The organism is Variovorax sp. PDC80 (assembly GCF_900115375.1).
Classification (GTDB): Bacteria; Pseudomonadota; Gammaproteobacteria; order Burkholderiales; family Burkholderiaceae_C; genus Variovorax.
In genome coordinates this window covers 25,351-46,727 of the sequence record NZ_FOWG01000022.1, presented here as the reverse complement: position 1 = coordinate 46,727, position 21,377 = coordinate 25,351, and the positions used below count along the sequence as shown (strand labels likewise).

15 protein-coding genes and 1 pseudogene are annotated in these 21,377 nt (G+C 69.8%); 13 read left to right on the top strand and 3 right to left on the bottom strand.

The window, feature by feature from the left end:
• Positions 1–57: 57 nt before the first annotated feature.
• The 13 genes and pseudogenes from BM109_RS38965 to BM109_RS38905 all read left to right on the top strand — a co-directional run bounded on the left by BM109_RS38965 (position 58) and on the right by BM109_RS38905 (position 18,485).
• Positions 58–1,449 carry a GspE/PulE family protein gene (locus tag BM109_RS38965; protein WP_093355442.1) on the top strand — a complete coding sequence of 464 codons (1,392 nt, stop codon included), beginning with the start codon at positions 58–60 and terminating at the stop codon, positions 1,447–1,449.
• Positions 1,450–1,467: 18 nt separating this feature from the next.
• Entirely contained in the window at positions 1,468–2,706 is a 1,239-nt protein-coding gene (gspF, locus tag BM109_RS38960; protein ID WP_093355440.1) for a type II secretion system inner membrane protein GspF, read from the top strand.
• Between the two features lie 35 nt (positions 2,707–2,741).
• Positions 2,742–3,326 carry a DUF7822 domain-containing protein gene (locus BM109_RS38955; RefSeq protein ID WP_093355437.1) on the top strand — a complete coding sequence of 195 codons (585 nt, stop codon included), beginning with the start codon at positions 2,742–2,744 and terminating at the stop codon, positions 3,324–3,326.
• 17 nt (positions 3,327–3,343) lie between these two features.
• Entirely contained in the window at positions 3,344–4,342 is a 999-nt protein-coding gene (locus BM109_RS38950) for a 5'-nucleotidase (protein ID WP_256223081.1), read from the top strand.
• A 374-nt stretch (positions 4,343–4,716) separates the two neighbouring features.
• Positions 4,717–4,899 (top strand): hypothetical protein, encoded by a 183-nt coding sequence (locus BM109_RS38945; protein WP_093355435.1) that lies wholly within the window; start codon positions 4,717–4,719, stop codon positions 4,897–4,899.
• A 37-nt stretch (positions 4,900–4,936) separates the two neighbouring features.
• Positions 4,937–7,171, top strand: a complete 2,235-nt coding sequence (locus BM109_RS38940; RefSeq protein ID WP_093355433.1) for a phosphocholine-specific phospholipase C — start codon at positions 4,937–4,939, stop codon at positions 7,169–7,171.
• 14 nt (positions 7,172–7,185) lie between these two features.
• Positions 7,186–9,252, top strand: a pseudogene (locus tag BM109_RS38935) (phosphocholine-specific phospholipase C); the annotation flags it as partial.
• Positions 9,253–9,869: 617 nt separating this feature from the next.
• Positions 9,870–10,052 (top strand): hypothetical protein, encoded by a 183-nt coding sequence (locus BM109_RS38930; RefSeq protein WP_093355428.1) that lies wholly within the window; start codon positions 9,870–9,872, stop codon positions 10,050–10,052.
• A gap of 32 nt (positions 10,053–10,084) precedes the next feature.
• Complete coding sequence (locus BM109_RS38925; RefSeq protein ID WP_093355425.1) at positions 10,085–12,346, top strand: phosphocholine-specific phospholipase C; 2,262 nt, start codon at positions 10,085–10,087, stop codon at positions 12,344–12,346.
• A 47-nt stretch (positions 12,347–12,393) separates the two neighbouring features.
• On the top strand, positions 12,394–13,296 hold the full coding sequence (locus BM109_RS38920; protein WP_057593776.1) for a LysR substrate-binding domain-containing protein: 903 nt from the start codon (positions 12,394–12,396) through the stop codon (positions 13,294–13,296).
• Positions 13,297–13,415: 119 nt separating this feature from the next.
• Entirely contained in the window at positions 13,416–14,831 is a 1,416-nt protein-coding gene (locus BM109_RS38915) for a nucleobase:cation symporter-2 family protein (protein ID WP_093355423.1), read from the top strand.
• Between the two features lies 1 nt (position 14,832).
• On the top strand, positions 14,833–16,257 hold the full coding sequence (locus BM109_RS38910; RefSeq protein ID WP_093355420.1) for an 8-oxoguanine deaminase: 1,425 nt from the start codon (positions 14,833–14,835) through the stop codon (positions 16,255–16,257).
• Between the two features lie 203 nt (positions 16,258–16,460).
• Positions 16,461–18,485, top strand: a complete 2,025-nt coding sequence (locus tag BM109_RS38905; RefSeq protein WP_093355418.1) for a lipoxygenase family protein — start codon at positions 16,461–16,463, stop codon at positions 18,483–18,485.
• Between the two features lie 12 nt (positions 18,486–18,497).
• Here BM109_RS38905 and BM109_RS38900 read toward each other — a convergent pair whose 3' ends face one another.
• Genes BM109_RS38900 through BM109_RS38890 form a run of 3 tightly spaced genes read right to left on the bottom strand, consistent with a single transcriptional unit; the run spans position 18,498 to position 21,374 of the window.
• On the bottom strand, positions 18,498–19,739 hold the full coding sequence (locus BM109_RS38900; protein WP_218159455.1) for a pyridoxal phosphate-dependent decarboxylase family protein: 1,242 nt from the start codon (positions 19,737–19,739) through the stop codon (positions 18,498–18,500).
• Positions 19,740–19,746: 7 nt separating this feature from the next.
• On the bottom strand, positions 19,747–20,562 hold the full coding sequence (locus tag BM109_RS38895; RefSeq protein ID WP_093355413.1) for an ABC transporter permease: 816 nt from the start codon (positions 20,560–20,562) through the stop codon (positions 19,747–19,749).
• Positions 20,559–21,374 carry an ABC transporter ATP-binding protein gene (locus tag BM109_RS38890; RefSeq protein ID WP_093355411.1) on the bottom strand — a complete coding sequence of 272 codons (816 nt, stop codon included), beginning with the start codon at positions 21,372–21,374 and terminating at the stop codon, positions 20,559–20,561. Before BM109_RS38890 ends, BM109_RS38895 begins: the two co-directional genes overlap by 4 nt.
• Between the last annotated feature and the right edge of the window lie 3 nt (positions 21,375–21,377).

Genomic DNA, 21,377 nt, shown 5'->3' with positions numbered 1-21,377 from the left:
GGCCGCACGCCCGCCCCGCTCGAAACCCGCACCGATCACGCCCCGCCGACCTGCCCCATGCGCTATCCCCTGCCCTACGCCTTCGCCCGCAGCCAGCAACTGCTGCTCGAGGAAGCCGACGACGGCCGCTACACGCTGTGGATGTCGAGCCACCCCGCGCGCAGCGCCGTCGGCGAGGTCGCGCGCAAGTACGGCGTGCGTTCCTTCGAGGTGCTGGCCGACGGCCCGCTCGCGCAGCGCATCAGCGCCGCCTACGCGCAGGGCGAATCGAGCGCCGCCGCGGTGGTCAGCGAGGTGCAGAGCGACGCCGACCTCTCGCGCATGATGCAGGAGCTGCCGGCGGTCGAGGACTTGCTGGAGAGCGCGGGCGACGCGCCCATCATCCGCATGCTCAACGCGCTGCTCACGCAGGCCGCGCGCGACGGCGCCAGCGACATCCACATCGAGCCCTACGAGCGCACGTCGTCGGTGCGCTTTCGCATCGACGGCACGCTGCGCGAGGTGGTGCAGCCCAACCGCGCGCTGCATGCCGCGCTGATCTCGCGCCTGAAGATCATGGCCGACCTCGACATCTCCGAGAAGCGGCTGCCGCAGGACGGGCGCATCTCGCTGCGCATCGGCACGCGCGCGGTCGACGTGCGGGTGTCGACGCTGCCGAGCGCGCACGGCGAACGCGCCGTGCTGCGGCTGCTCGACAAGAGCGAGTCGAAGCTCACGCTCGAATCGGTGGGCATGCTGGGCGACACGCTGGAGCGCTTCGAGAAGCTGATCACGCAGCCGCACGGCATCATCCTCGTGACCGGTCCCACCGGCTCGGGCAAAACCACCACGCTGTATGCCGCGCTGGCCCGGCTCGATGCGAGCCGCAGCAACATCATGACGGTGGAAGACCCGATCGAGTACGAGCTGCCGGGCGTGGGCCAGACCCAGATCAACGCCAAGATCGAGCTCACCTTCGCCAAGGCTCTGCGCGCCATCCTGCGGCAGGACCCGGACGTGATCATGATCGGCGAAATCCGCGACTTCGAGACCGCGCAGATCGCGATCCAGGCCTCGCTCACCGGCCACCTGGTGCTGGCCACGCTGCACACCAACGACTCGGTCAGCGCGGTCACGCGTCTCACCGACATGGGCGTCGAGCCCTTCCTGCTGAGTTCCTCGCTGCTGGGCGTGCTCGCGCAGCGGCTGGTGCGCAAGGTCTGCACCAGCTGCGGCGGCGCCGGCTGCGAGGCCTGCGGCCAGACCGGCTACCAGGGCCGCACCGGTATCTTCGAGCTGCTGGTGGCCGACGAGACCATCCAGGGCCTGATCCACAGCAAGGCGGCCGAGAGCGAACTGCTCAAGGCCGGCGCGCGTGGCGGCCTGCGCCTGATGCGCGAGGACGGTGAGCGGCTGGTGCAGGCCGGCATCACCTCGCGCGCCGAGCTCTTGCGCGTCACGCGCGACTAGCGCAGCACCGGTTCCGCCATGCCCGCCTATTCCTTCGAAGCCATCGATGCCGCCGGCCAGTCGCGCGAAGGCGTGCTGGAGGCCGACACCGCGCGCAGCGCGCGCAGCATGCTGCGCGCCCAGGCGCTGATCCCGCTGTCGGTCAAGCCGGTCGGCAGCGACCACGTCAACGGCACCGGCCAGCGCAGCGGCCTGTCGCGCTGGCTCGGCGGCGGCAAGCGGGTCTTCAATTCCACCGGCCTCGCGGTCTGGACGCGCCAGCTCGCGGGCCTGGTCTCCTCGGGCCTGCCGCTCGAGCGCGCGCTCACGGCGCTCACCGACGAAGCCGAATCCGAACAGCAACGCAACCTCGTGGCCTCGCTGCGCGCCGAGGTCAACGCCGGCTCGCCGTTCGCGCGCGCGCTGTCGGCGCACTCGCGCGAGTTCTCGCCGATCTACACCGCCGTGATCGGCGCCGGCGAGCAGAGCGGCAACCTCGGCCTGGTGCTCGACCGCCTGGCCGACGACCTCGAGGAACGCCAGGCGCTGCAGCAGAAGCTGGTCGGCGCGGCGCTCTATCCGGCCATCGTCACCCTGGTGGCGATCGTGATCGTGATCTTCCTCGTGAGCTACGTGGTGCCGCAGGTGGCCCAGGTGTTCGCGGGCACCAAGCGCTCGCTGCCCTTCCTCACCACCGTGATGCTCGGCCTGAGCGCCGCGGTGCGCAACTACGGCTGGTGGATGCTCGGCATCGTGCTGCTGTCCGCCGTCGGCGCACGGCTGGCGCTGGCGCAGGAAGCCTTCCGCCTCAAGTTCGACGCCGCCTGGCTCAAGCTGCCGCTGGTGGGCAAGCTCGCGCGCGGCTACAACGCGGCGCGCTTCGCGAGCACGCTCGCCATGCTGGCCACCGCCGGCGTGCCGATCCTGCGCGCGCTGCAGGCGGCCGCCGAGACCCTGAGCAACCGCGCCATGCGCGCCGACGCGCTCGACGCGCTGGTGCTGGTGCGCGAGGGCGCGCCGCTGGCCTCGGCGCTGGCGCAGAAGAAGCGCTTTCCGGGGCTGGTGTCGATGTTCGCGCGGCTCGGCGAACAGACCGGCACGCTGCCGCTGATGCTGCAGCGCGCCTCCAACCAGCTCGGCGCCGAAGTGCAGCGCCGCGCCATGCACCTGGCCACCATCCTCGAGCCGCTGCTGATTGTGGCGATGGGTGGCGTGGTGATGCTGATCGTGCTGGCCGTGATGCTGCCGATCATCCAGCTCAACCAGTTCGTGAAGTAGCGCCCGCGGTTCGGCCGCGGGCAAGGAACACGCCGATGGCCAATCGAAGCTACCTCTACGCCAGCGCCGCCCTGCCGGACGCGGGCGCCCGCCCGTCCGCGCTGCGCGGCATCTCCGAATACGCGTACGACGTGCCGCTGGTGTTCCGCCTGCTGGTGTCGTGCGAGACCCGGCCCTGCCGCTCGGCGATCTGGGACGAGCCCGAGCCGCTCGCACTGGCCGGCCGCTGCGGCCCGGGCATCGCGCGCGTCGCCGCCTTCCTCGCGCGCATCGACCATCCCGCGATCTCGCCCATGCGCGAGGACGCGCTGCGCTTCCTGGCCGAACACACGCGGCCCGACGAATGGTTCGTGCTCGAGCCGGCCGAGGTGCTGAGCATGGGCGACGCGCCCGTGGCCGGCGAGGTCGAGACACTGCGCCGGGGCCTGGCCGACCTCGATGCCGAGATCGAGCGCATGCTCGCCGCGCTCGCGCCGCGCCCGAAAAGTTTCTGGCAGCGCCTGCTGCCGCCCGCGCAGCAAGTGGTCGAGGCACCGATCCGCGAGCTCGGCCTGGGCCACTGGTCGGATACGCTCTACTTCTCCTTCGATGCGGCCGACGACGGCCGCGCCGACTCCTGACCGCACAACCGCACGCCATGCCCGTCACCCTCGAAGACAAGCTCGTGGTCGCGATCTCCTCGCGCGCCCTGTTCAACCTCGAAGAAGAGAACAAGATCTTCGAGTCGGGCGACGACACCGGCTACATGAAGCTGCAGCTCGACCGGCTCGACGTGCCGGCCGCGCCCGGCATCGCCTATTCGCTGATCCGCAAGCTGCTGCGCTTCAACGACGACGGCGTGCAGCGTGTCGAGGTCGTGATCCTCTCGCGCAACGACCCGGTCTCGGGCATGCGCATCTTCCGCTCCAGCGCCGCGGCCGACATCAAGCTGCAGCGCGGCGTGTTCACCCAGGGCCGCCCGCCCTTCGGCTATTTGCGCGCGCTGCGCGCGCACCTGTTCCTCTCGGTCAATGCGCAGGACGTGCGCGAGGCGCTGGGCGCGGGCTTCCCGGCCGCGCGCGTGCTGGTCGAGTCGGTGAAGGCCGGCGATGCCTGGCCCAACGAGGTGCGCATCGCCTTCGACGGCGACGCCGTGCTGTTCAGCGACGAGGCCGAGCGCGTGTTCCAGGCCGAGGGCCTCGATGCCTTCCAGGCGCACGAGGCGAGCAAGGTCGACCTGCCGCTGCCCGGCGGCCCGTTCAAGCCGCTGCTGGCCGCGCTGCACCGACTGCAGATGGCGGGCAATGCGCAGATGCGCATCCGCACCGCGCTGGTCACGGCGCGCAGCGCACCCGCGCACGAGCGCGCTATCCGCACGCTGATGAACTGGAACATCCGCGTCGACGAGGCCATGTTCCTCGGCGGCCTGCCCAAGGGCGAGTTCCTGCGCGAGTTCGAGCCCGACTTCTTCTTCGACGACCAGACCGGCCATGTCGATGCGGCGGCACGGCATGTGCCGGCGGGGCATGTATCGAGCGGGATCAGCAACGAGGTCTCGGTGCCCGCGGTCGAAGCCGTGAAGAAGGCCGTGAAGGCGCCGGCGAAAAAGCGCGCCGCCAAGGCCGCGGCCAAGCCCCCGAAGCCGCGTTCGCGCTGAGCACCGGCGCCGCCCCGGCGCCCACCTCGCGGTCGAACGCATCGACCGCTTTCCGTCCTTTTCGCAGCCATGGCGAGCGCGATGTCATGCGCATGCCTCGCCGTTGTCACGCCCGATTCACCGCGAAGTCACGGGCTCTCCCTAATCTTCGTCGCTGTCTCCACGCCTGCTTTCAAGGCCCTCGCCACTCGGCACGGGGCCTGTTGCGCCTCGCACGCGGCGTCTGGCTACAACTGAATACGTAAGTTCAAGAACGCCGAACTTCCGCGCCATGTCGGCGCGGCGAGATCGCTTTTTCATCGACATCGCGAGCGCTCCGGACGGGCCGGCTCACGGCGTCGCCACGCACACCACCACCCCAGAGAGGATCGACCATGAACCCCACGCTTTCCCATCACCTGCTGCGTCTCGTGCCAGCCGCCCTGCTGGCCTGCCTGCTTTCCGCCTGCGGTGGCGGAAGCGATGGCGGCGGCTTCTTCGGCGGCCTTCCGGGCGCGGGCAATCCCGGCGGCGGCACGCCGCCCGTCACCGAGCCCGTGAAGCGCTGTGCACCGTGAACGCGGCCTTGTCGAAGCACCCCAGGACGCCCACGCGATGACCACCAACTCCCGCCGCCATTTCCTCACCGGCGCCGCCACCACCGGCGCCGCCGCGCTCGCGCTCTCGGCCTTTCCGCCGAGCATCCGCCGCGCCCTCGCGATCCCCGCCAACAACAAGACCGGCACGATCCAGGATGTCGAGCACGTCGTGATCCTGATGCAGGAGAACCGCTCGTTCGATCACTACTTCGGCACGCTGATGGGCGTGCGCGGCTTCGGCGATCGCTTCACGATTCCGCTGCCGGACGGCAAGAACGTCTGGCAGCAAGCCGACGACAAGGGCAACCTCGTGCTGCCCTACCACCTCGACCAGACCAAGGGCAACGCGCTGCGCTCGGGCCAGACCCCGCACGACTGGTCCGACGGCCAGAACGCCTGGGACGGCGGCCGCAACGACCAGTGGCCGCGCTACAAGGGCTCGCTCTCCATGGGCTACTACAAGGAAGCGGAAGTGCCCTACCAGATGGCGCTGGCCAATGCCTTCACCCTGTGCGACGGCTACCACTGCAGCATGCACGCGGGCACCAATTCGAACCGCATGTTCGTCTGGAGCGGCACCAACGGTCCCACCGGCGCCGGCGTGGCCACGGTCACCAACGAATGGGATGACAGCTACACGCCACCCTCGACCAGCGGCTACCAGTGGAAGACCTACCCCGAGCGCCTGCAGGCGGCGGGCGTGCGCTGGATCGTGTACGAGAACATGCGCGACAACTTCGGCGACAACCCGCTCACCGGCTTCAAGCAGTACCGCCAGGCCAGCGAGGCATCGGGCAAGCCGATCAACAGCAGCGGCACCGTGCCCGCCTACGACCCGGCCAGCGACGACGCCGGCAACCCGCTGTACAAGGGCATCGCCAACACCATGCCCGGCACCGGCGTGAACGAGTACCTGAACACCTTCCGCAACGACGTGAAGAGCGGCAGGCTGCCGCAGGTGTCGTGGATCGTCGCGCCCGCCACCTACTCCGAGCACCCGGGCCCCTCCAGCCCCGTGCAGGGCGCCTGGTACATCCAGGAGGTGCTGGACGCACTCACCGCCGTGCCCGAGGTGTGGAGCAAGACCGTGCTGTTCATCAACTTCGACGAGAACGACGGCTTCTTCGACCACTATCCGTCGCCGGCCGCGCCGTCGATCGACGCGAACAAGAAGCCCGCCGGCAAGACCACGCTGAGCGACGCACAGCTCGCATTCGAATATCACAACTACCCGGCGCCTCCCGGCACCGCCAAACAGGCCAAGTACCCCCCGGATGGCCGGGTCTTCGGACCGGGCAAGCGCGTTCCCATGTACGTGGTCTCGCCCTGGAGCCGCGGCGGCTGGGTCAATTCGCAAGCTTTCGACCACACCTCGGTGCTGCGCTTCATCGAGACGCGCTTCGGCGTGCAGGAGCCCAACATCAGCCCGTTCCGGCGCGCGGTGTGCGGCGACCTCACGAGCGCGTTCAACTTCGCCAACCCGAACGGCGAGACCTTGCCCACGCTCGCGGGACGCAAGAGCCTGGACGAGGCCAACCAGTTGAGCAAGTCGCAGGAGTTCGAGGCCGATGGCAAGACCGAGCGGCCGGCGGTTCCCCTGCCGCTCAATCCCCAACTGCCGCGCCAAGCCACCGGCACCCGGCCCTCGCGTGCCTTGCCCTACGAGCTGCACACCAGCGCACGCGCCAATGCCGTCGGCGGGACGATCCAGCTCGTCTTCGCCAACACCGGCAAGGCCGCCGCCGTCTTCCACGTCTACGACCGGCTGCACCTCGACCGCCTGCCGCGCCGCTTCATGGTGGAGCCGGGCAAGCAGCTCGACGATGCCTGGAACGCGATGAGCGACGACAGCGGCGCCTACGACCTCTGGGTGCTCGGACCGAACGGCTATCACCGCCACTTCAAGGGCGACCTCAACCGGCTGCGCGCGGGCGGCGCCGCCATCCCCGAGGTGCGCGTGTGCTACGACATCGCCAACGGCAACGTCTACCTCGAGATGCTCAACGCCGGACAGGCCGCGGCGAAGTTCACGGTGCGCGCCAAGGCCTACCGCGACGACGGTCCGTGGAGCGCGAGCGTCGCGGGCGGTGCCAAGGCCGAGCTGCACTGGGACCTCGCCGCCAGCGGCGCCTGGTACGACTTCGTCGTGAGCTGCGATGCCGATGCGAGTTGGCAGCGCCGCTTCGCGGGCCGCGTCGAAACCGGCAAGCATGGCGTGAGCGATCCCGCCCTGGGCATGGCCGATCTCTGAGGACAGCGCACGCGATGAACTCCCGCCGCAACTTCCTCACCGGTGCCGCCACCACCGGCGCCGCCGCGCTCGCGCTCTCGGCCTTTCCGCCAAGCATTCGCCGCGCTCTCGCCATTCCCGCCAACAACAAGACTGGCACCATCCAGGACGTCGAGCACATCGTGATCCTGATGCAGGAGAACCGCTCGTTCGACCAGTACTTCGGCACGCTCCAGGGCGTGCGCGGCTTCGGCGATCCGCGGCCGATCGCGCTGCCCAACGGCAAGCCCGTCTGGTACCAGCCCCGGGGCAGCGGCTACGTGCTGCCCTACCACCCGGATGCCGGCAACCTGGGCTCGAAATATGTCTCGGGCCTGCCCCACGGCTGGACCGACGGGCACAACGCCTGGAACAAGGGCCGCAACGACGGCTGGGTGACGGCCAAGGGCAGCCGCACGATGGCCTACATGACGCGCGAGGACATCCCCTTCCATTTCGCGCTGGCCGACGCCTTCACGATCTGCGACGGCTACCACTGCTCGCTGCTGGGTCCCACCGATCCCAATCGCTACTACATGTTCAGCGGCTGCTGCGGCAACGACGGCACCAACGGTGCCACCGGCGGGCCCGACATCTCGAACGGCGAAACCGGCAACTACAGCTGGACGACCTACCCCGAGCGGCTCGAAGCGGCTGGCATCTCCTGGAAGATCTACCAGGACATCGGCAAGGGACTGAACGCGCAGGGCAACTGGGGCTGGGTGGGCGACGACGGCTTCATCGGCAACTACGGCGACAACTCGCTGCTGTACTTCAAGCAGTACCGCGCCGCCAGGCCCGGCGATGCGCTCTATGAGAAAGCCCGGACCGGCACCAACATCGCGGTCAGCGGAACGCTCTTCGACCAGCTCAAGAGCGACGTCGCCAACAACACGCTGCCGAAGGTGTCGTGGATCGCCGCGCCCGAGGCCTATACCGAGCACCCCGACTGGCCGTCGAACGGCGGCGCCTGGTACATCGACCAAGTGCTGCAGACGCTGACCTCGAACGCGGAGGTCTGGAGCAAGACCGTGCTGCTCGTGACCTACGACGAGAACGACGGCTCGTTCGATCACATGCCGCCGCCCTTCGCGCCGTCCTCGGCGGATCAGGGCCAATCCACGGTCAGCACCAAGAACGAGTACCACACCGACGGCCAGCCTTTCGGCCTGGGCGTGCGTGTCCCGATGCTCGTGATCTCGCCCTGGTCCAAGGGCGGCTGGGTCAATTCGCAGGTGTTCGACCACACGTCGATCGTGCGCTTCATCGAAGCCCGGTTCGGCGTGCAGGAGCCGAACATCTCGCCCTGGCGCCGCGCGGTCTGCGGCGACCTGAACACGGCTTTCGATTTCGCCCATCCCGATCCGGTCATTCCCGCGCTGACCTCCACCGCGGGCTACATTCCGCCCACGACGAACCCCGGCAGCTATCAGTCGCAGGTGCCCACCGTGCAGACGGTGCCGAGGCAGGAACCCGGCCAGCGACCCGCCCGCGCCATCCCCTACGAACTGTTCGTGCATGGCAGGACCGACAGCGCGGCCGGCAGGTACTGGCTCGACTTCGGCAACACCGGTGGCGTGGCCGCGGTGTTCCATGTCTATGCCGGCAACCGCAGCGACGGCCCGTGGGTCTACACCGTCGAAGCGGGCAAGAAGCTCTCCGACTACTGGAGCGCCGTGGCGCTCACGCAGGGCAACTACGATTTCAGCGTCCACGGCGCCAACGGCTTCCTGCGCCAGTTCAAGGGCAATGTGTCGACGGCCACCAGCATGGGGCATGCCAATCCGGAAGTTGCCGCCTGCTACGAACTGACCCGTCGCAACATCGTGCTGACGCTCCGGAACACGGGCGATACGCCATGCCGGCTCAGCGTGACCAACGGCTATGGCAGCGCCGCGGCCCGCGACTTCAGCCTGAGCGCCGGTGCCAGCGTCGAGGACACCTGGGACCTGGCCACGAGCGATGGCTGGTACGACCTCTCCATCACGGCCGACACCGGCGATGGCTTCCTGCGGCGCTTCGCGGGGCATGTCGAGACCGGCCAGCCGAGCAAGTCCGATCCGAAGCTCGACCTGCCACCGCCGCCGGTCATTCCCGCCGATCCGCCACCGCCCGTCGTGCCCGCGACACTGGCGGCCTTGAAGCCCAGCATCCCCGCGGGAAGCACGATCGACTTCAGCTACAGCGTGCCGGATGCGAGCCTGAGCGCCACCAACTGGATCGGCCTCTTCCCCTCCTCCAGCACGGTGCCGACCCAGGCCGGCTATCGCACGTACAGCATCTACGAGTACGCACCCCGATCCAGTGGCCAGGTGACGCTGAAGACGGCCGCTCTTGCCGCGGGCACCTACAAGGCATGGCTGCTGGCCAACGATGGGTACGAGGCTCTTGCGGGACCGGTGACGTTCACGGTGACTTGAGGCAACGCACTTCCGGGTAGTCGACACGCGACACGCTCCAGCTTCACTCCCGCAGCCTTCCCACCAGGCCGGACACGGTACGCGCGAGCCCTTCGCGCGCTGCCTGTCCGGCTTTGGTATTCATCGCGCGCGCAGGCGCAACGCGCGCTTACACCTGGGCCTCGTTCTTCACTCGACTGTCATTGCCGCTTCCTACCGTGGCAGTGGCGGCGCGCTCCTCGTCGCCTCTTCACAAGAAAACACACCTGCGAGGATTTCCCATGCATCTCTTCTTCTCGCGCGCACGGCTGCTGCCGGCGCTGATCCTGGCCTGCACCCTCGCCGCCTGCGGTGGCGGCAGCGGCGGCGGCTTCGGCGGACTGCCCGGCACGGGCAACCCGGGCGACGGCGGCACGCAGAACCCGCCCGCCACCACGCAGCCCGTGATGCGCTGCGCGCCCTGATACAACGGCCCGAAAAACAACACGACAAGACCATGACCTCACGCCGCAAATTCCTCACCGGCACCGCCACCACCGGCGCCGCCGCGCTCGCGCTCTCGGCCTTTCCGCCGGCCATCCGCCGCGCGCTCGCGATTCCCGCCAACAACAAGACCGGCACCATCCAGGACGTCGAGCACATCGTGATCCTGATGCAGGAGAACCGTTCGTTCGACCACTACTTCGGCACGCTGCAGGGCGTGCGCGGCTTCGGCGACCGCTTCCCGATCCCGCTGCCCAACGGGCTCAACGTGTGGCAGCAGCTCGACGAGAACGGCAAGGTGGTGCTGCCCTATCACCTCGACGGCAGCAAAGGCAATGCGCAGCGCGTGAGCAGCACGCCGCACACCTGGGTCGACTCGCACAACGCCTGGGATGGCGGCCGCCTCTACCAGTGGCCGCGCTACAAGAAGGTCAGCAGCACCGCGCCCTACGTGCAGTCGATGGGCTACCTCGCCGAGGCCGAGCTGCCGTTCCAGTTCGCGCTGGCCAACGCCTTCACGATCTGCGACGACTACCACTGCGCGATGCACACCGGCACGCACGCCAACCGCTCGTTCCACTGGACCGGCACCAACGGCCCCACGGGCGGCAACGTGGCCTACGTCAACAACGTCAATGCCTGGAGCTCGACCGGTCCCTCGACCGAGGGCTACGAATGGAAGACCTATGCCGAGCGGCTGCAGGACGCGGGCGTGAGCTGGATGGTCTACCAGAACATCCCGAACAACTACGGCTGCAATCCGCTGCTGGGCTTCAAGAACTTCCGCAAGGCCAACGAGGCCTCGGCCAAGCCGGTCAGCACCTCGCTGCCGCAGGGCGCATCGCCGGCCTACGCGCCCGGCGACGACGCCGGCAACCCGCTCTACAAGGGCACGGCCAACACGCTGCCGGTGGCCGACCAGGCGGCCTTCGACGCGGGCGCGATCATGGATGCCTTCCGCGCCGACGTGAAGGCCGGCCGGCTGCCTGCGGTCTCGTGGGTGATCCCGCCCGACGTCTACTCCGAGCACCCCGGCCCCTCGAGCCCGGTGCAGGGCGCGTGGTACATCCAGCAGGTGCTGGAGGCGCTCACCGCCGTGCCCGAGGTCTGGAGCAAGACCGTGCTGTTCGTGAACTTCGACGAGAACGACGGCTACTTCGACCACGTGCCCTCGGCCTCGGCGCCCTCGCCCATCGCATCGGCCGACCCCTCGGTGAAGGCCTTCGCGGGCAAGACCACGATGTCCGACGCGGACCTGAGCTTCGAGTACTTCAACCATCCCAAGCCGCCGGGCATGACGCAGTCGCAACCCACGCCCGACGGCAACGTCTACGGCCCCGGCATGCGCGTGCCGATGTACGTGATCTCGCCCTGGAGCCGCGGCGGCTGGGTCAACTCGCAGACCTTCGACCACACCTCGGTGCTGCGCTTCGTCGAGGCCCGCTTCGGCGTGAAGGAAAGCAACATCGGCCCGTTCCGCCGCGCGGTCAACGGCGACCTCACGAGCGCCTTCAACTTCGCCAATCCCAACGGCGAGGCGCTGCCCACGCTCGCGGGCCGCCGCACCAAGGCCGAGGCCGACCAGCTGCGCGCCGCGCAGCAGGCGCTGCCGCAGGTCACGCCGCCGGCCAACGGCCTGCTGCCGCGCCAGGCCACGGGCACGCGGCCCTCGCGCGCGCTGCCCTACGAGCTGCACACCAGCGCCAGGGCCGACGCGGCCGGCGGCACGCTGCAGCTGCTGTTCGCCAACACCGGCAGCGCGGCCGCCGTGTTCCATGTCTACGACCGGCTCAACCTCGACCGCCTGCCGCGCCGCTACATGGTCGAAGCCGGCAAGTCGCTCGACGACCGCTGGAACGCGACCGCCGACAACGCCGGCCGCTACGACCTCTGGGTGCTCGGCCCCAACGGCTACCACCGCCATTTCCAGGGCGACCTCAACGCGCTGCGCGCCGGCGGCGCGGCCGTGCCCGAGCTGCGCGTGTGCTACGACATCGCCAACGGCAACGTCTACCTCGAGATGATGAACGGCGGCCAGGCCGCGGCGAAGTTCAGCGTGCGCGCCAAGGCCTACCGCGACGACGGCCCGTGGAGCGCGACCGTCGCGGGCGGCGCCAAGGCCGAGCTGCACTGGGAGCTCGCGGCCAGCGGCCAGTGGTACGACTTCGCCGTCACCTGCGATGCCGATCCGGCCTACTACCGCCGCTTCGCCGGCCGCGTCGAGACCGGCAAGCATTCGGTCAGCGATCCCGCGCTGGGCTTGCCCGACCTCTGAGCCCGCATGCATGATCCCCCCGCGCCCACGGTGGCGCGGGAGATGTCATGCACGCCAAGGTGGTCCGGTACTTCGTCGAGGTGGTTCGCGCGGGTTCGATCCGCAAGGCGGCCGCGCAGCTGCACGTGGTGCCGACCGCGATCAACCGGCAGATCCTCAACCTCGAGGAGGAGCTGGGCGCGCCGCTGTTCGAGCGCATCCACAACACGCTCAAGCTCACGCCGGTGGGCGAACTGGTGCTCGCGCACGCGCGCGGCACGCTGCGTGAGTTCGACGGCGTGCGCCAGCGCATCGAGGCCATGCGCGGGCTGCGCCAGGGCGAGGTCACGCTGGCCACCACCGCCGGCCTCGCCGACGCCTTCCTGCCGGGCGTGGTGCGGCGCTTTCGCGCGGCCCATCCCGGCATCCAGCTCAAGCTGCTGGGCCTGCCGATCGCGGCCGTGCTGCACGGCGTGCGCGAAGGCGATGCCGACCTCGCGCTGGCCTACGACGTGCCCGCCACGGCGGGTTTTCGCACGCTGTTCGCCAGTGAGTGGCCGATCGGCGCGGTGGTGCCGCCCGGCCATGCGCTCACGGCCCATGCGAGCACCGTGCTGGCCGAGTGCGTGGGCCATCCGCTGCTGCTGCCCGCGCCCTCGCTGTCGATCCGCCCGATCATCGATGCCGCCTTCGAGCGTTCGGGCCTGCGCGCCTCGCCGGTCATCGAGACCACCTCCACCGCGCTGATGCGCCGCCTGGTGCGCGAGGGCGAGGGCATCACGCTGCTCAACCGGCTCGACGTGGCCGAGGAGATGCACGACGGCTCGCTGGTCTTCGTGCCGCTGCGCGACGCCACCCTGCCGGCCCAGACGCTCACGCTCGAGACCCGCGCCGCGCAGGCGCCGAGCCCCGCGGCCGAGCTGTTCGCCAACCACGTGACGGCCTGCCTCGACGAGCTGCTCGCGCCTTGAGGCCAGCGCCGGGGGCCGTCCACTTTTTGTGCACGGGGCGCGCCATTTATTGACTTTGCGCGTTCGAAGGTCTGGCTCCTAGACTGCCGCGCCGGTCATCGGCCGGAAGGAAAAGTCCCATGCTTTCGAACGACAAAAAGACCCCCGCAGGAGACGGCGAAGGGGTCGACCAGAAGCTTCCCCTGGTGCGCTGCGGCGCGCTGAGCCTGCAGCACGTGCTCGTGATGTACGCGGGCACGGTCGCGGTGCCGCTGATCGTGGGCGGCGCGCTCGGCCTCTCGAAGGCCGACATCGCCTTCCTCATCAATGCCGACCTGTTGGCCGCCGGCATCGCCACGCTGGTGCAGGCCATCGGCTTCTGGCGCTTCGGCATCCGCATGCCGGTGATGATGGGCGTGACCTTCGCGGCCGTGGGCCCGATGATCGCCATCGGCATCGATCCCTCGCTGGGCCTGCCCGCGATCTACGGCGCCACCATCGTGGCGGGGCTGTTCGGCATCGTGCTCGCGCCGCTGATGGGACGCGTGCTCGGCGTGTTCCCGCCGCTGGTGACGGGCACGGTCATCACGCTGATCGGCGTCTCGCTGATGGTGGTGGCGATCCACTGGGCAGCGGGCGGGCAGCCCACCTCGACGCGCAGCATCGAGGGCGTGGCGCATGCGGTGGCCAACCCGGCCTACGGCGAGCCGGTGAACCTCGCCATCGCCGCGGCCGTGCTGGCGGCGATCATCGCGATCACGCGCTTCGGCAAGGGCCTCGTCGCCAACATCGCGGTGCTGCTGGGCATCGTCTTCGGCGTGCTGCTGTCGCTGGCGCTCGGCCGCATGCAGTTCGACGGCCTCGAGGAAGCGAGCTGGATGGCCCTGACCACGCCCTTCCACTTCGGCCTGCCGCGCTTCGAGCTCACGGCCATCGCCTCGATGTGCATCGTGATGCTGATCACCCTGGTCGAATCGACCGGCATGTTCCTCGCGCTCGGCGAGATCACGGGCCGCAAGGTCGACACCGACGCGCTCTCGCGCGGCCTGCGCGCCGACGGCCTGGGCACGGTGATCGGCGGCGTGTTCAACACCTTCCCCTACACCTCGTTCTCGCAGAACGTGGGGCTGGTCACGGTCACGGGCGTGCGCTCGCGCTACGTGGCGGCCGGCGGCGGCGTGCTGCTGATCGCGCTCGCGCTGTTCCCCAAGGTCGCGCACGTGGTGGCCTCGGTGCCCTCCTTCGTGCTCGGCGGCGCGGGCATCGTGATGTTCGGCATGGTCGCGGCCACCGGCATTCGCATCCTCGGCAGCATCGACTACGCGCGCGAGCGCCATGCGCTCTACGTGATCGCGATCTCGGTCGGCCTGGGCCTGATTCCCACGCTGTCGCCGAACTTCTTCCAGCACTTTCCGGCCTGGACCCATCCGCTGACGCACAGCGGCATCGTGCTCGGCACCGTCGCCGCGGTGCTGCTCAATCTCTTCTACAACGGCGTGCAGTCGAGGGAGCGTTCCTTCACACTGGCGGCACGCACCTCGCACGGAACCGAATGACATGACTTCCTCCACCGCTTCCTCGCCCCGGCCGTTGCGCGTGCTGCGCCACGCCGACGTGCTCGTCACCATGGACGCCGCGCGGCGCGAGATCGCCGATGGCGCGCTGGTGATCGACGGGCCGGCCATCGCCTGGGTCGGTGCCACGGCCGAGCTGCCGCCGGTCTACCTCGAGGCGCTGCGCAGCGGCGGTGCCGAGGCCATCGACCTGCACGGCCACGTGCTGATGCCGGGCCTGGTGAACACGCACCACCACATGTACCAGAGCCTCACGCGCGCGGTGCCCGAGGCGCAGGACGCCGAGCTGTTCGGCTGGCTCACCAACCTCTACCTGCTGTGGGCGCGGCTCACGCCCGAGATGATCCGCGTGTCGACCCAGACCGCGATGGCCGAGCTGATGCTCTCGGGCTGCACCACCACCAGCGACCACCTCTACCTGTTCCCCAACGGCGCGCGGCTCGACGATTCGATCGAGGCGGCCGCCACGATGGGCATGCGCTTCCATGCCGCGCGCGGCAGCATGAGCGTGGGCCGCAGCGCCGGCGGCCTGCCGCCCGACGAGGTGGTGGAGAGCGAGGCCGCGATCCTGCGCGACAGCGAGCGGCTGATCGATCGCTGGCACGATGCCTCGCGCCATTCGATGCGGCGCATCGTGCTCGCGCCCTGCTCGCCGTTCTCGGTCTCGCGCGAGCTCATGCGCGACTCGGCCCTGCTCGCGCGCGAGCGCGGCGTGTCGCTGCACACGCACCTGGCCGAGAACGACAACGACGTCGCCTACTCGCGCGAGAAGTTCGGCATGACGCCGGCCGAGTACGCCGAGGACCTGGGCTGGGTCGGCCGCGACGTCTGGCATGCGCACTGCGTGAAGCTCGACGAAGCGGGCATCGCCCTCTTCGGCCGCACCGGCACCGGCGTGGCCCACTGCCCGTGCTCGAACATGCGGCTGGCCTCGGGCATCGCGCCCATCGGCGCCATGCGCCGCGCGGGCGTGCCGGTGGGCCTGGGCGTGGACGGCAGCGCCTCGAACGACGGCGCGCACCTGCTCGGCGAGGCGCGCCAGGCGATGCTGCTGCAGCGCGTGGGCCATGGCCCGGCCGCGATGACGGCGCGCGAGGCGCTCGAGATCGCGACCCTGGGCGGCGCGCGCGTGCTGGGCCGCGACGACATCGGCGCGCTCGCACCGGGCATGTCGGCCGACATGGTGGGCTTCGACCTGCGCGGCGTGTCGCACGCGGGCGCGGGGCACGACCCGGTGGCGGCGCTGGTGTTCTGCACGCCGGCCTCGGCCGCGCTCAGCATCATCGACGGGCAGGTGCGCATCCGCGAGGGCCGCTTCGTCGATCTCGAGCTGCCGCCGCTGCTCGCGCGGCACCGCGAACTCGCGCGCACGCTGTACGAGCGCGCGCGGCATCCGCACACGGCCTGAGACGCTGAACCCCACCTGACCGGCGTGCGCTTTCGCCACGCCGGATGCGAACCTTCGCCCTAGGCAGCTACCCGCATTGCGGGCGTCATGCCTCGTCCGCAGAATCCGCTGGCTCGAATAGAACGAGCGTTCGATTTTGTCGGCCAGGGCAAGAACCATCGGCCGATGTTCCAGATGCACGACAACAACAGGGAACACCAGCGATGAAACGCAGAGAACTTCTCAAGGGCGCGGCCGCGGCCGGCACCGCGGCCGGCACCACTGGCGGACTCGGCAGCCTGCTGGCCGGCGCGCCGTCCACCGCCTCGGCCGCGCTGCCGGTGCTCAAGCCCACCTTGCCGCAGAAGATCGATCCGATCAGCGCCACCTTGCGCCGGCTCGAACTGGTGAGCCGGCAGGCCACCTACCTCTGGACCGAATCGCACCTCAACCTCGCGGGCGTGCCGATGGGCACTGTCGTGCCGCCGGCCGAACTGCCGGCGCTCGAGCACCAGTTGCTGACCTTGTCGCGCGCGCTCGAGGCGGCCGTGAACTTCGCGGCCTCCTTCGCCACCAGCCCGCTCGCCAGCGGCAGCCTGCAGACGCTCGACAACCTGCGCACGCGGCTCGCGGCCCTGCAGGCGAGCTTCGCGCAGCTGCTGTCGCAGAACGCCGGCCTGCTCACGCTGCCGGCCGCGGCGCTTGCGCTGCTGGGCACGCTGACCGGCACCGCGGGCGACATCGCCACCCAGTTGCGACAGGTGCACCACGACCTGATGACGCAGGGCCTGCTCGGCGGGCCGCGCACCGTGGCGCAGTACGACGCGCTGTTCGCGACCATCGAGAAGCCGTCGATCGCGCAGGTCTTCCGCGACAACGCGCTGTTCGCCTGGATGCGCGTGGCCGGCCCGAACCCGATGCTGATCCGCAAGGCCAGCGTGCTGCCCTCGAAGTTCCCGCTGACCGACGCGCAGTACCGGCAGGCCATGGGCAACGCCGACAGCCTCGCCGACGCGGCCGCCGAGGGCCGCCTCTACCTGCTCGACTACGAGGGCCTGGGCGAGATGGCGCCCACGGGCCCGGTGACCAAGCCGCTGACCGGCACCGCCTATGTCTTCATGCCGATCGCGCTGTTCGCGCGGCCCAGGGCGGGCCGTTCGTTGGTACCCGTGGCCATCCAGTGCGGCCAGAACCCGGCGCAGCATCCGATCTTCCTGCGCGTGGACGACGCCTCGAACACCGAAGCCTACTGGGCCTGGCAGTCGGCCAAGACCACGGTGCAGGTGGCCGACTTCAACTACCACGAGATGTTCGTGCACCTGGGCCGCACGCACCTGATGTCGGAGGCCTTCGCGATGGCCACGCAGCGGCAGTTCGCGACCGCGCATCCGCTGAGCCGCCTGCTGTCGCCGCACCTCGAGGGCGCGATGTTCATCAACGAGGCGGCCACGCTGATCATCATGGCGCCGCTGACCACGGGCGACGGCATCCTCGCGGCGCCGATCGAGACCCTGCAGCGCGATTGCGGCCGCGACCGCCTGGCCTACGACTTCCAGGCCAACCTGATGCTGCCCGACGAGCTGCGCGCGCGCGGCGTCGACAACCCGAACGAGTTGCCCGAATACCCGTACCGCGACGACGCGCTGCTGCTGTGGAACGCGATCGCGCAGTGGGTGGGCGACTACGTCGCGACCTACTACCTCAGCGACGCCGACGTGAGCGGCGACCACGAGCTGCAGGCCTGGGCCGTCGACCTCTCGACCCACGGCAAGGTGAAGGGGCTGCCGGCCATTTCCACGCGCGCCAGGCTGGCCGACGTGATCACGGCCATCGTCTTCAACACGAGCGCGCAGCATGCGGCCGTGAACTTCCCGCAGCTCTCGGTGATGACCTATGCGCCCTTCAGCGCGGGCATGGCCGGCACGCCGGCGCCCGTCTCGACGGCCGGCCAGTCGGAGGCCACCTGGTCGCAGATGCTGCCCGCGCGGCTCGCGGCGCAGGAGCAGATCCTGCTGTTCCACATCCTCGGCGGCGTCTACTACCGGCCGCTCGGCGAGTACAAGGACAACGCCTTTCCGCACCTGCCGGTGCTGATCGATCCCGCGATCGCGGGCCAGGGCGGGCCGCTCGAGCGCTTCCGCGCGGCACTGGCGAACATCGAAACGACGATCAAGCAGCGCAACACCACGCGCTCGCGGCCCTACGAGCACCTGCTGCCGAGCCGGATTCCCTCGAGCACGAACATCTGAACCGGGGGCGGCTCAGTACTCCGCCTTCACCGCGCTCGCCGCGCCGCTCGCCAAGGTCGCCGGATCCTCCAACACCGCCGCCACGTCGCCCAGGTACTGCCCCACCACCGGCTCGTGCGTGAGGTTCAGCATGTGGTGGATGCCGTCGGGGTTCTTCACGTAGCCCACGGTCCAGCCGCGCGCGCCGAGGCCGCGGCCGATGGCGCCCATGTCGCGCGCGGGCGAGCCGAAGGCGAAGATCGACAGCTCGGGCCGGCCCAGCGTGGGCAGGCCCAGCGCATCGAGGCCCTGCTGCATCGCGCGCCGCGTCGCGAGCACGCGCTCGGTCACGCGCAGATAGCCCGCATGGCCCAGGTAGTTCATCACCGCCCAGGCCGCGGCGATGGCGCCGCCCGCGCGCGTGCCCACCAGCGTGTGGGTGAAGTACTGGCCGCGCGGCCAGTCGTCGAAGTAGTAGCCCATCAGCGCGAAGGCCTCGGGGTCGGCGAAGAACAGGGTCGAGGCGCCCTTGGCGGTGTAGCCGTACTTGTGCAGGTCGGCCGAGATCGAGGTCACGCCCTCGACCGCGAAATCGAAGTCGGGGATGTCGGCGCCGAGCTCGCGCGCGAACGGCGCGAAGTAGCCGCCCACGCAGGCATCCACATGCATCCAGCAGCCGTGCTCGCGCGCCAGCGCCGCGATCTCGGGAATGGGATCGACCACGCCGTGCGGAAAGGCCGGCGCCGAGCCCACCACCATCGCGGTGTCGGGCGTGAAGGCGGCGCGCATCGCCGCCGGGTCGGCGCGGAAGTCGGCCGCCAGCGGCGTGCGCACCGGCACCAGGCCGAGGAAGTGCGCGGCCTTGTCGAAGGCCGGGTGCGCGCTCTGCGGCATCAGGATCTCGGGCTTGGCCATGCCGGGGCGCCGCGCCAGCGCGCGGTCGCGCGCGCACTTGACCGCGAGGAAGATGCTCTCGGTACCGCCGGTGGTCATGGCGCCGCGCGACTCGGCACCGCCATGCAGCAGCGAAAGGCCCATCTCCACCACCTCGCGCTCGAAGGTCGCGAGGCTCGCGAAGGCGCGCGGGCCCAGGCCGTTCTCGGAGAAGTACATCAGGTAGGCCTTCTTGGCCACCTCGAGCACGTCCTCGCCCGCGTAGTGGATGAACATCGGCACGCGGCCGTTGCGCCAGTCGGCGTCGCCGCGGCCGGCCTCCTCGAGCCGCCGCTGCAGCTCGGGCCAGGACGCGCCTTGCTCGGGGAGTGTCAATGCCATGGTCGCTTCATCCTTCCTTGCCGCCCCAGTGGACGACCTTGTTTTCGAGCGCCCGCGCCAGCAGGTCGAGCAGGTAGCCGAGGATCGCCATGATCAGCGCGCCGACGATCACGACGTTGGTGAGCAGGAAGTCGGAGGCCGACATCGCCATGTAGGCGATGCCCGCGTTGGTGGCGATCATCTCGGCGCCCACCAGCATGGTCACGCCCAGGCCGATGCTCACGCGGATGCCGGTGAAGATGCCCGGCAGGCTGGCCGGGAAGATCACGCGCCGGAAGATCATGGTGCGCGAGGCGCCCAGCGCCATCGCCGCCTGCACCTTGCGCCGGCCCACCGCGCGCACCGCCTGCATGGCGCTGATCGAGAGGATCGGGAACAGCGCGAGCACGATGATCACGATCTTCGAGACCTCGCCGATGCCGAACCAGATGATCAAGAGCGGCAGCAGTGCGAGCTTGGGCATCGGCCGCGTGATCTCGATCGGCGGATCGAGCACCGCCTTCACGGTCTCGTTCATGCCCATCCACAGCCCCAGCGGCACCGCCACCAGCACCGTGAGCCCGAAGGCCACGCCGAAGCGGAACAGGCTGATGCCCAGGTGGTGCGCGAGCGTCTTGCCCTGGTAGCCGTTCTGCATGAGCTGGAGGAAGGTGTTCCACACCGACATCGGCGAGGGCAGGAACAGCGGCGCGACCAGCGGCTGGTCGCCGACGATCGGCACGGTGATCAGCAGCCACAGCACGAACAGCGCGGCGAAGGAGCCGAGGTTGATCCAGCGCGCGCGGCCGCGGGCGCCGTTCGGCCGGTTCGGTGCGGCGCTCATCGCTGCGCCTCCTGGTGCTGCGCGGCCAGCGCCTCCTCGCGCAGCAGGCCGAAGATCTCGGCCTTCATGCGCGCGAACTCGGCGCTCGCGACCACGGCCGGGTCGTCGCTCTGCGCGAAGCCGGGATGAAACTTCGCCTTGATGCGGCCCGGGCGTGCCGACATCACGACGATCTCGGTCGCGAGGAACAGCGCCTCGTCGATGCTATGGGTGATCCACAGCACGGTCTTGCGCGTCTCGTGCCAGATGCGCTTGATCTCCTCCTGCAGCAGCTCGCGCGTCTGCGCGTCGAGCGCGGCGAAGGGCTCGTCCATCAGCAGGATCTCGGGCGAATTGGCGAGCGCGCGCGCGATGCCCACGCGCTGCTGCATCCCGCCCGAGAGCTCGTAGGGATAGCGCCTGGCAAAGCTCGTGAGGCCGACCATCTCGAGGTACTGCGAGGCGATGCGCGTGGCCTCGGCGGCCGACTTGCCCGTGGCCAGCGGCCCGAAGGCCACGTTGTCGATCACGCGCATCCAGGTGAACAGCGCGCCCTGCTGGAACACCACGCCGCGGCGCGGATCGGGGCCGCGCACCGGCTGGCCGTCCATCAGCACGCGACCGGCCGTGGGCTGCTCGAAGCCCGCGAGGATGTTCAGCAGCGTGCTCTTGCCGCAGCCCGAGGGGCCGAGCAGGCAGGTGAAGGCGCCTTCGGCGATGTCGAGCGTGATCGGCTCCAGCGCCTGCACCGCGTCGGGGCCGTCGCCGAAGCGCTTGGAAACTTCCTCGAAACGGACCTTGGGCGTGCCCGCCTGCTGCGGTGGCAGTCCCATGGC

What these genes read in the sequence shown, in the direction of transcription:
- BM109_RS38890 (WP_093355411.1), bottom strand. Translation starts at nt 21,374, where the DNA reads ATGGGACTGCCACCGCAGCAGGCGGGCACGCCCAAGGTCCGTTTCGAG.
- BM109_RS38940 (WP_093355433.1), top strand. Translation starts at nt 4,937, where the DNA reads ATGACCACCAACTCCCGCCGCCATTTCCTCACCGGCGCCGCCACCACC.
- gspF (WP_093355440.1), top strand. Translation starts at nt 1,468, where the DNA reads ATGCCCGCCTATTCCTTCGAAGCCATCGATGCCGCCGGCCAGTCGCGC.
- BM109_RS38950 (WP_256223081.1), top strand. Translation starts at nt 3,344, where the DNA reads ATGCCCGTCACCCTCGAAGACAAGCTCGTGGTCGCGATCTCCTCGCGC.
- BM109_RS38915 (WP_093355423.1), top strand. Translation starts at nt 13,416, where the DNA reads ATGCTTTCGAACGACAAAAAGACCCCCGCAGGAGACGGCGAAGGGGTC.
- BM109_RS38955 (WP_093355437.1), top strand. Translation starts at nt 2,742, where the DNA reads ATGGCCAATCGAAGCTACCTCTACGCCAGCGCCGCCCTGCCGGACGCG.
- BM109_RS38920 (WP_057593776.1), top strand. Translation starts at nt 12,394, where the DNA reads ATGCACGCCAAGGTGGTCCGGTACTTCGTCGAGGTGGTTCGCGCGGGT.
- BM109_RS38895 (WP_093355413.1), bottom strand. Translation starts at nt 20,562, where the DNA reads ATGAGCGCCGCACCGAACCGGCCGAACGGCGCCCGCGGCCGCGCGCGC.
- BM109_RS38905 (WP_093355418.1), top strand. Translation starts at nt 16,461, where the DNA reads ATGAAACGCAGAGAACTTCTCAAGGGCGCGGCCGCGGCCGGCACCGCG.
- BM109_RS38925 (WP_093355425.1), top strand. Translation starts at nt 10,085, where the DNA reads ATGACCTCACGCCGCAAATTCCTCACCGGCACCGCCACCACCGGCGCC.
- BM109_RS38930 (WP_093355428.1), top strand. Translation starts at nt 9,870, where the DNA reads ATGCATCTCTTCTTCTCGCGCGCACGGCTGCTGCCGGCGCTGATCCTG.
- BM109_RS38965 (WP_093355442.1), top strand. Translation starts at nt 58, where the DNA reads ATGCGCTATCCCCTGCCCTACGCCTTCGCCCGCAGCCAGCAACTGCTG.
- BM109_RS38900 (WP_218159455.1), bottom strand. Translation starts at nt 19,739, where the DNA reads ATGGCATTGACACTCCCCGAGCAAGGCGCGTCCTGGCCCGAGCTGCAG.
- BM109_RS38945 (WP_093355435.1), top strand. Translation starts at nt 4,717, where the DNA reads ATGAACCCCACGCTTTCCCATCACCTGCTGCGTCTCGTGCCAGCCGCC.
- BM109_RS38910 (WP_093355420.1), top strand. Translation starts at nt 14,833, where the DNA reads ATGACTTCCTCCACCGCTTCCTCGCCCCGGCCGTTGCGCGTGCTGCGC.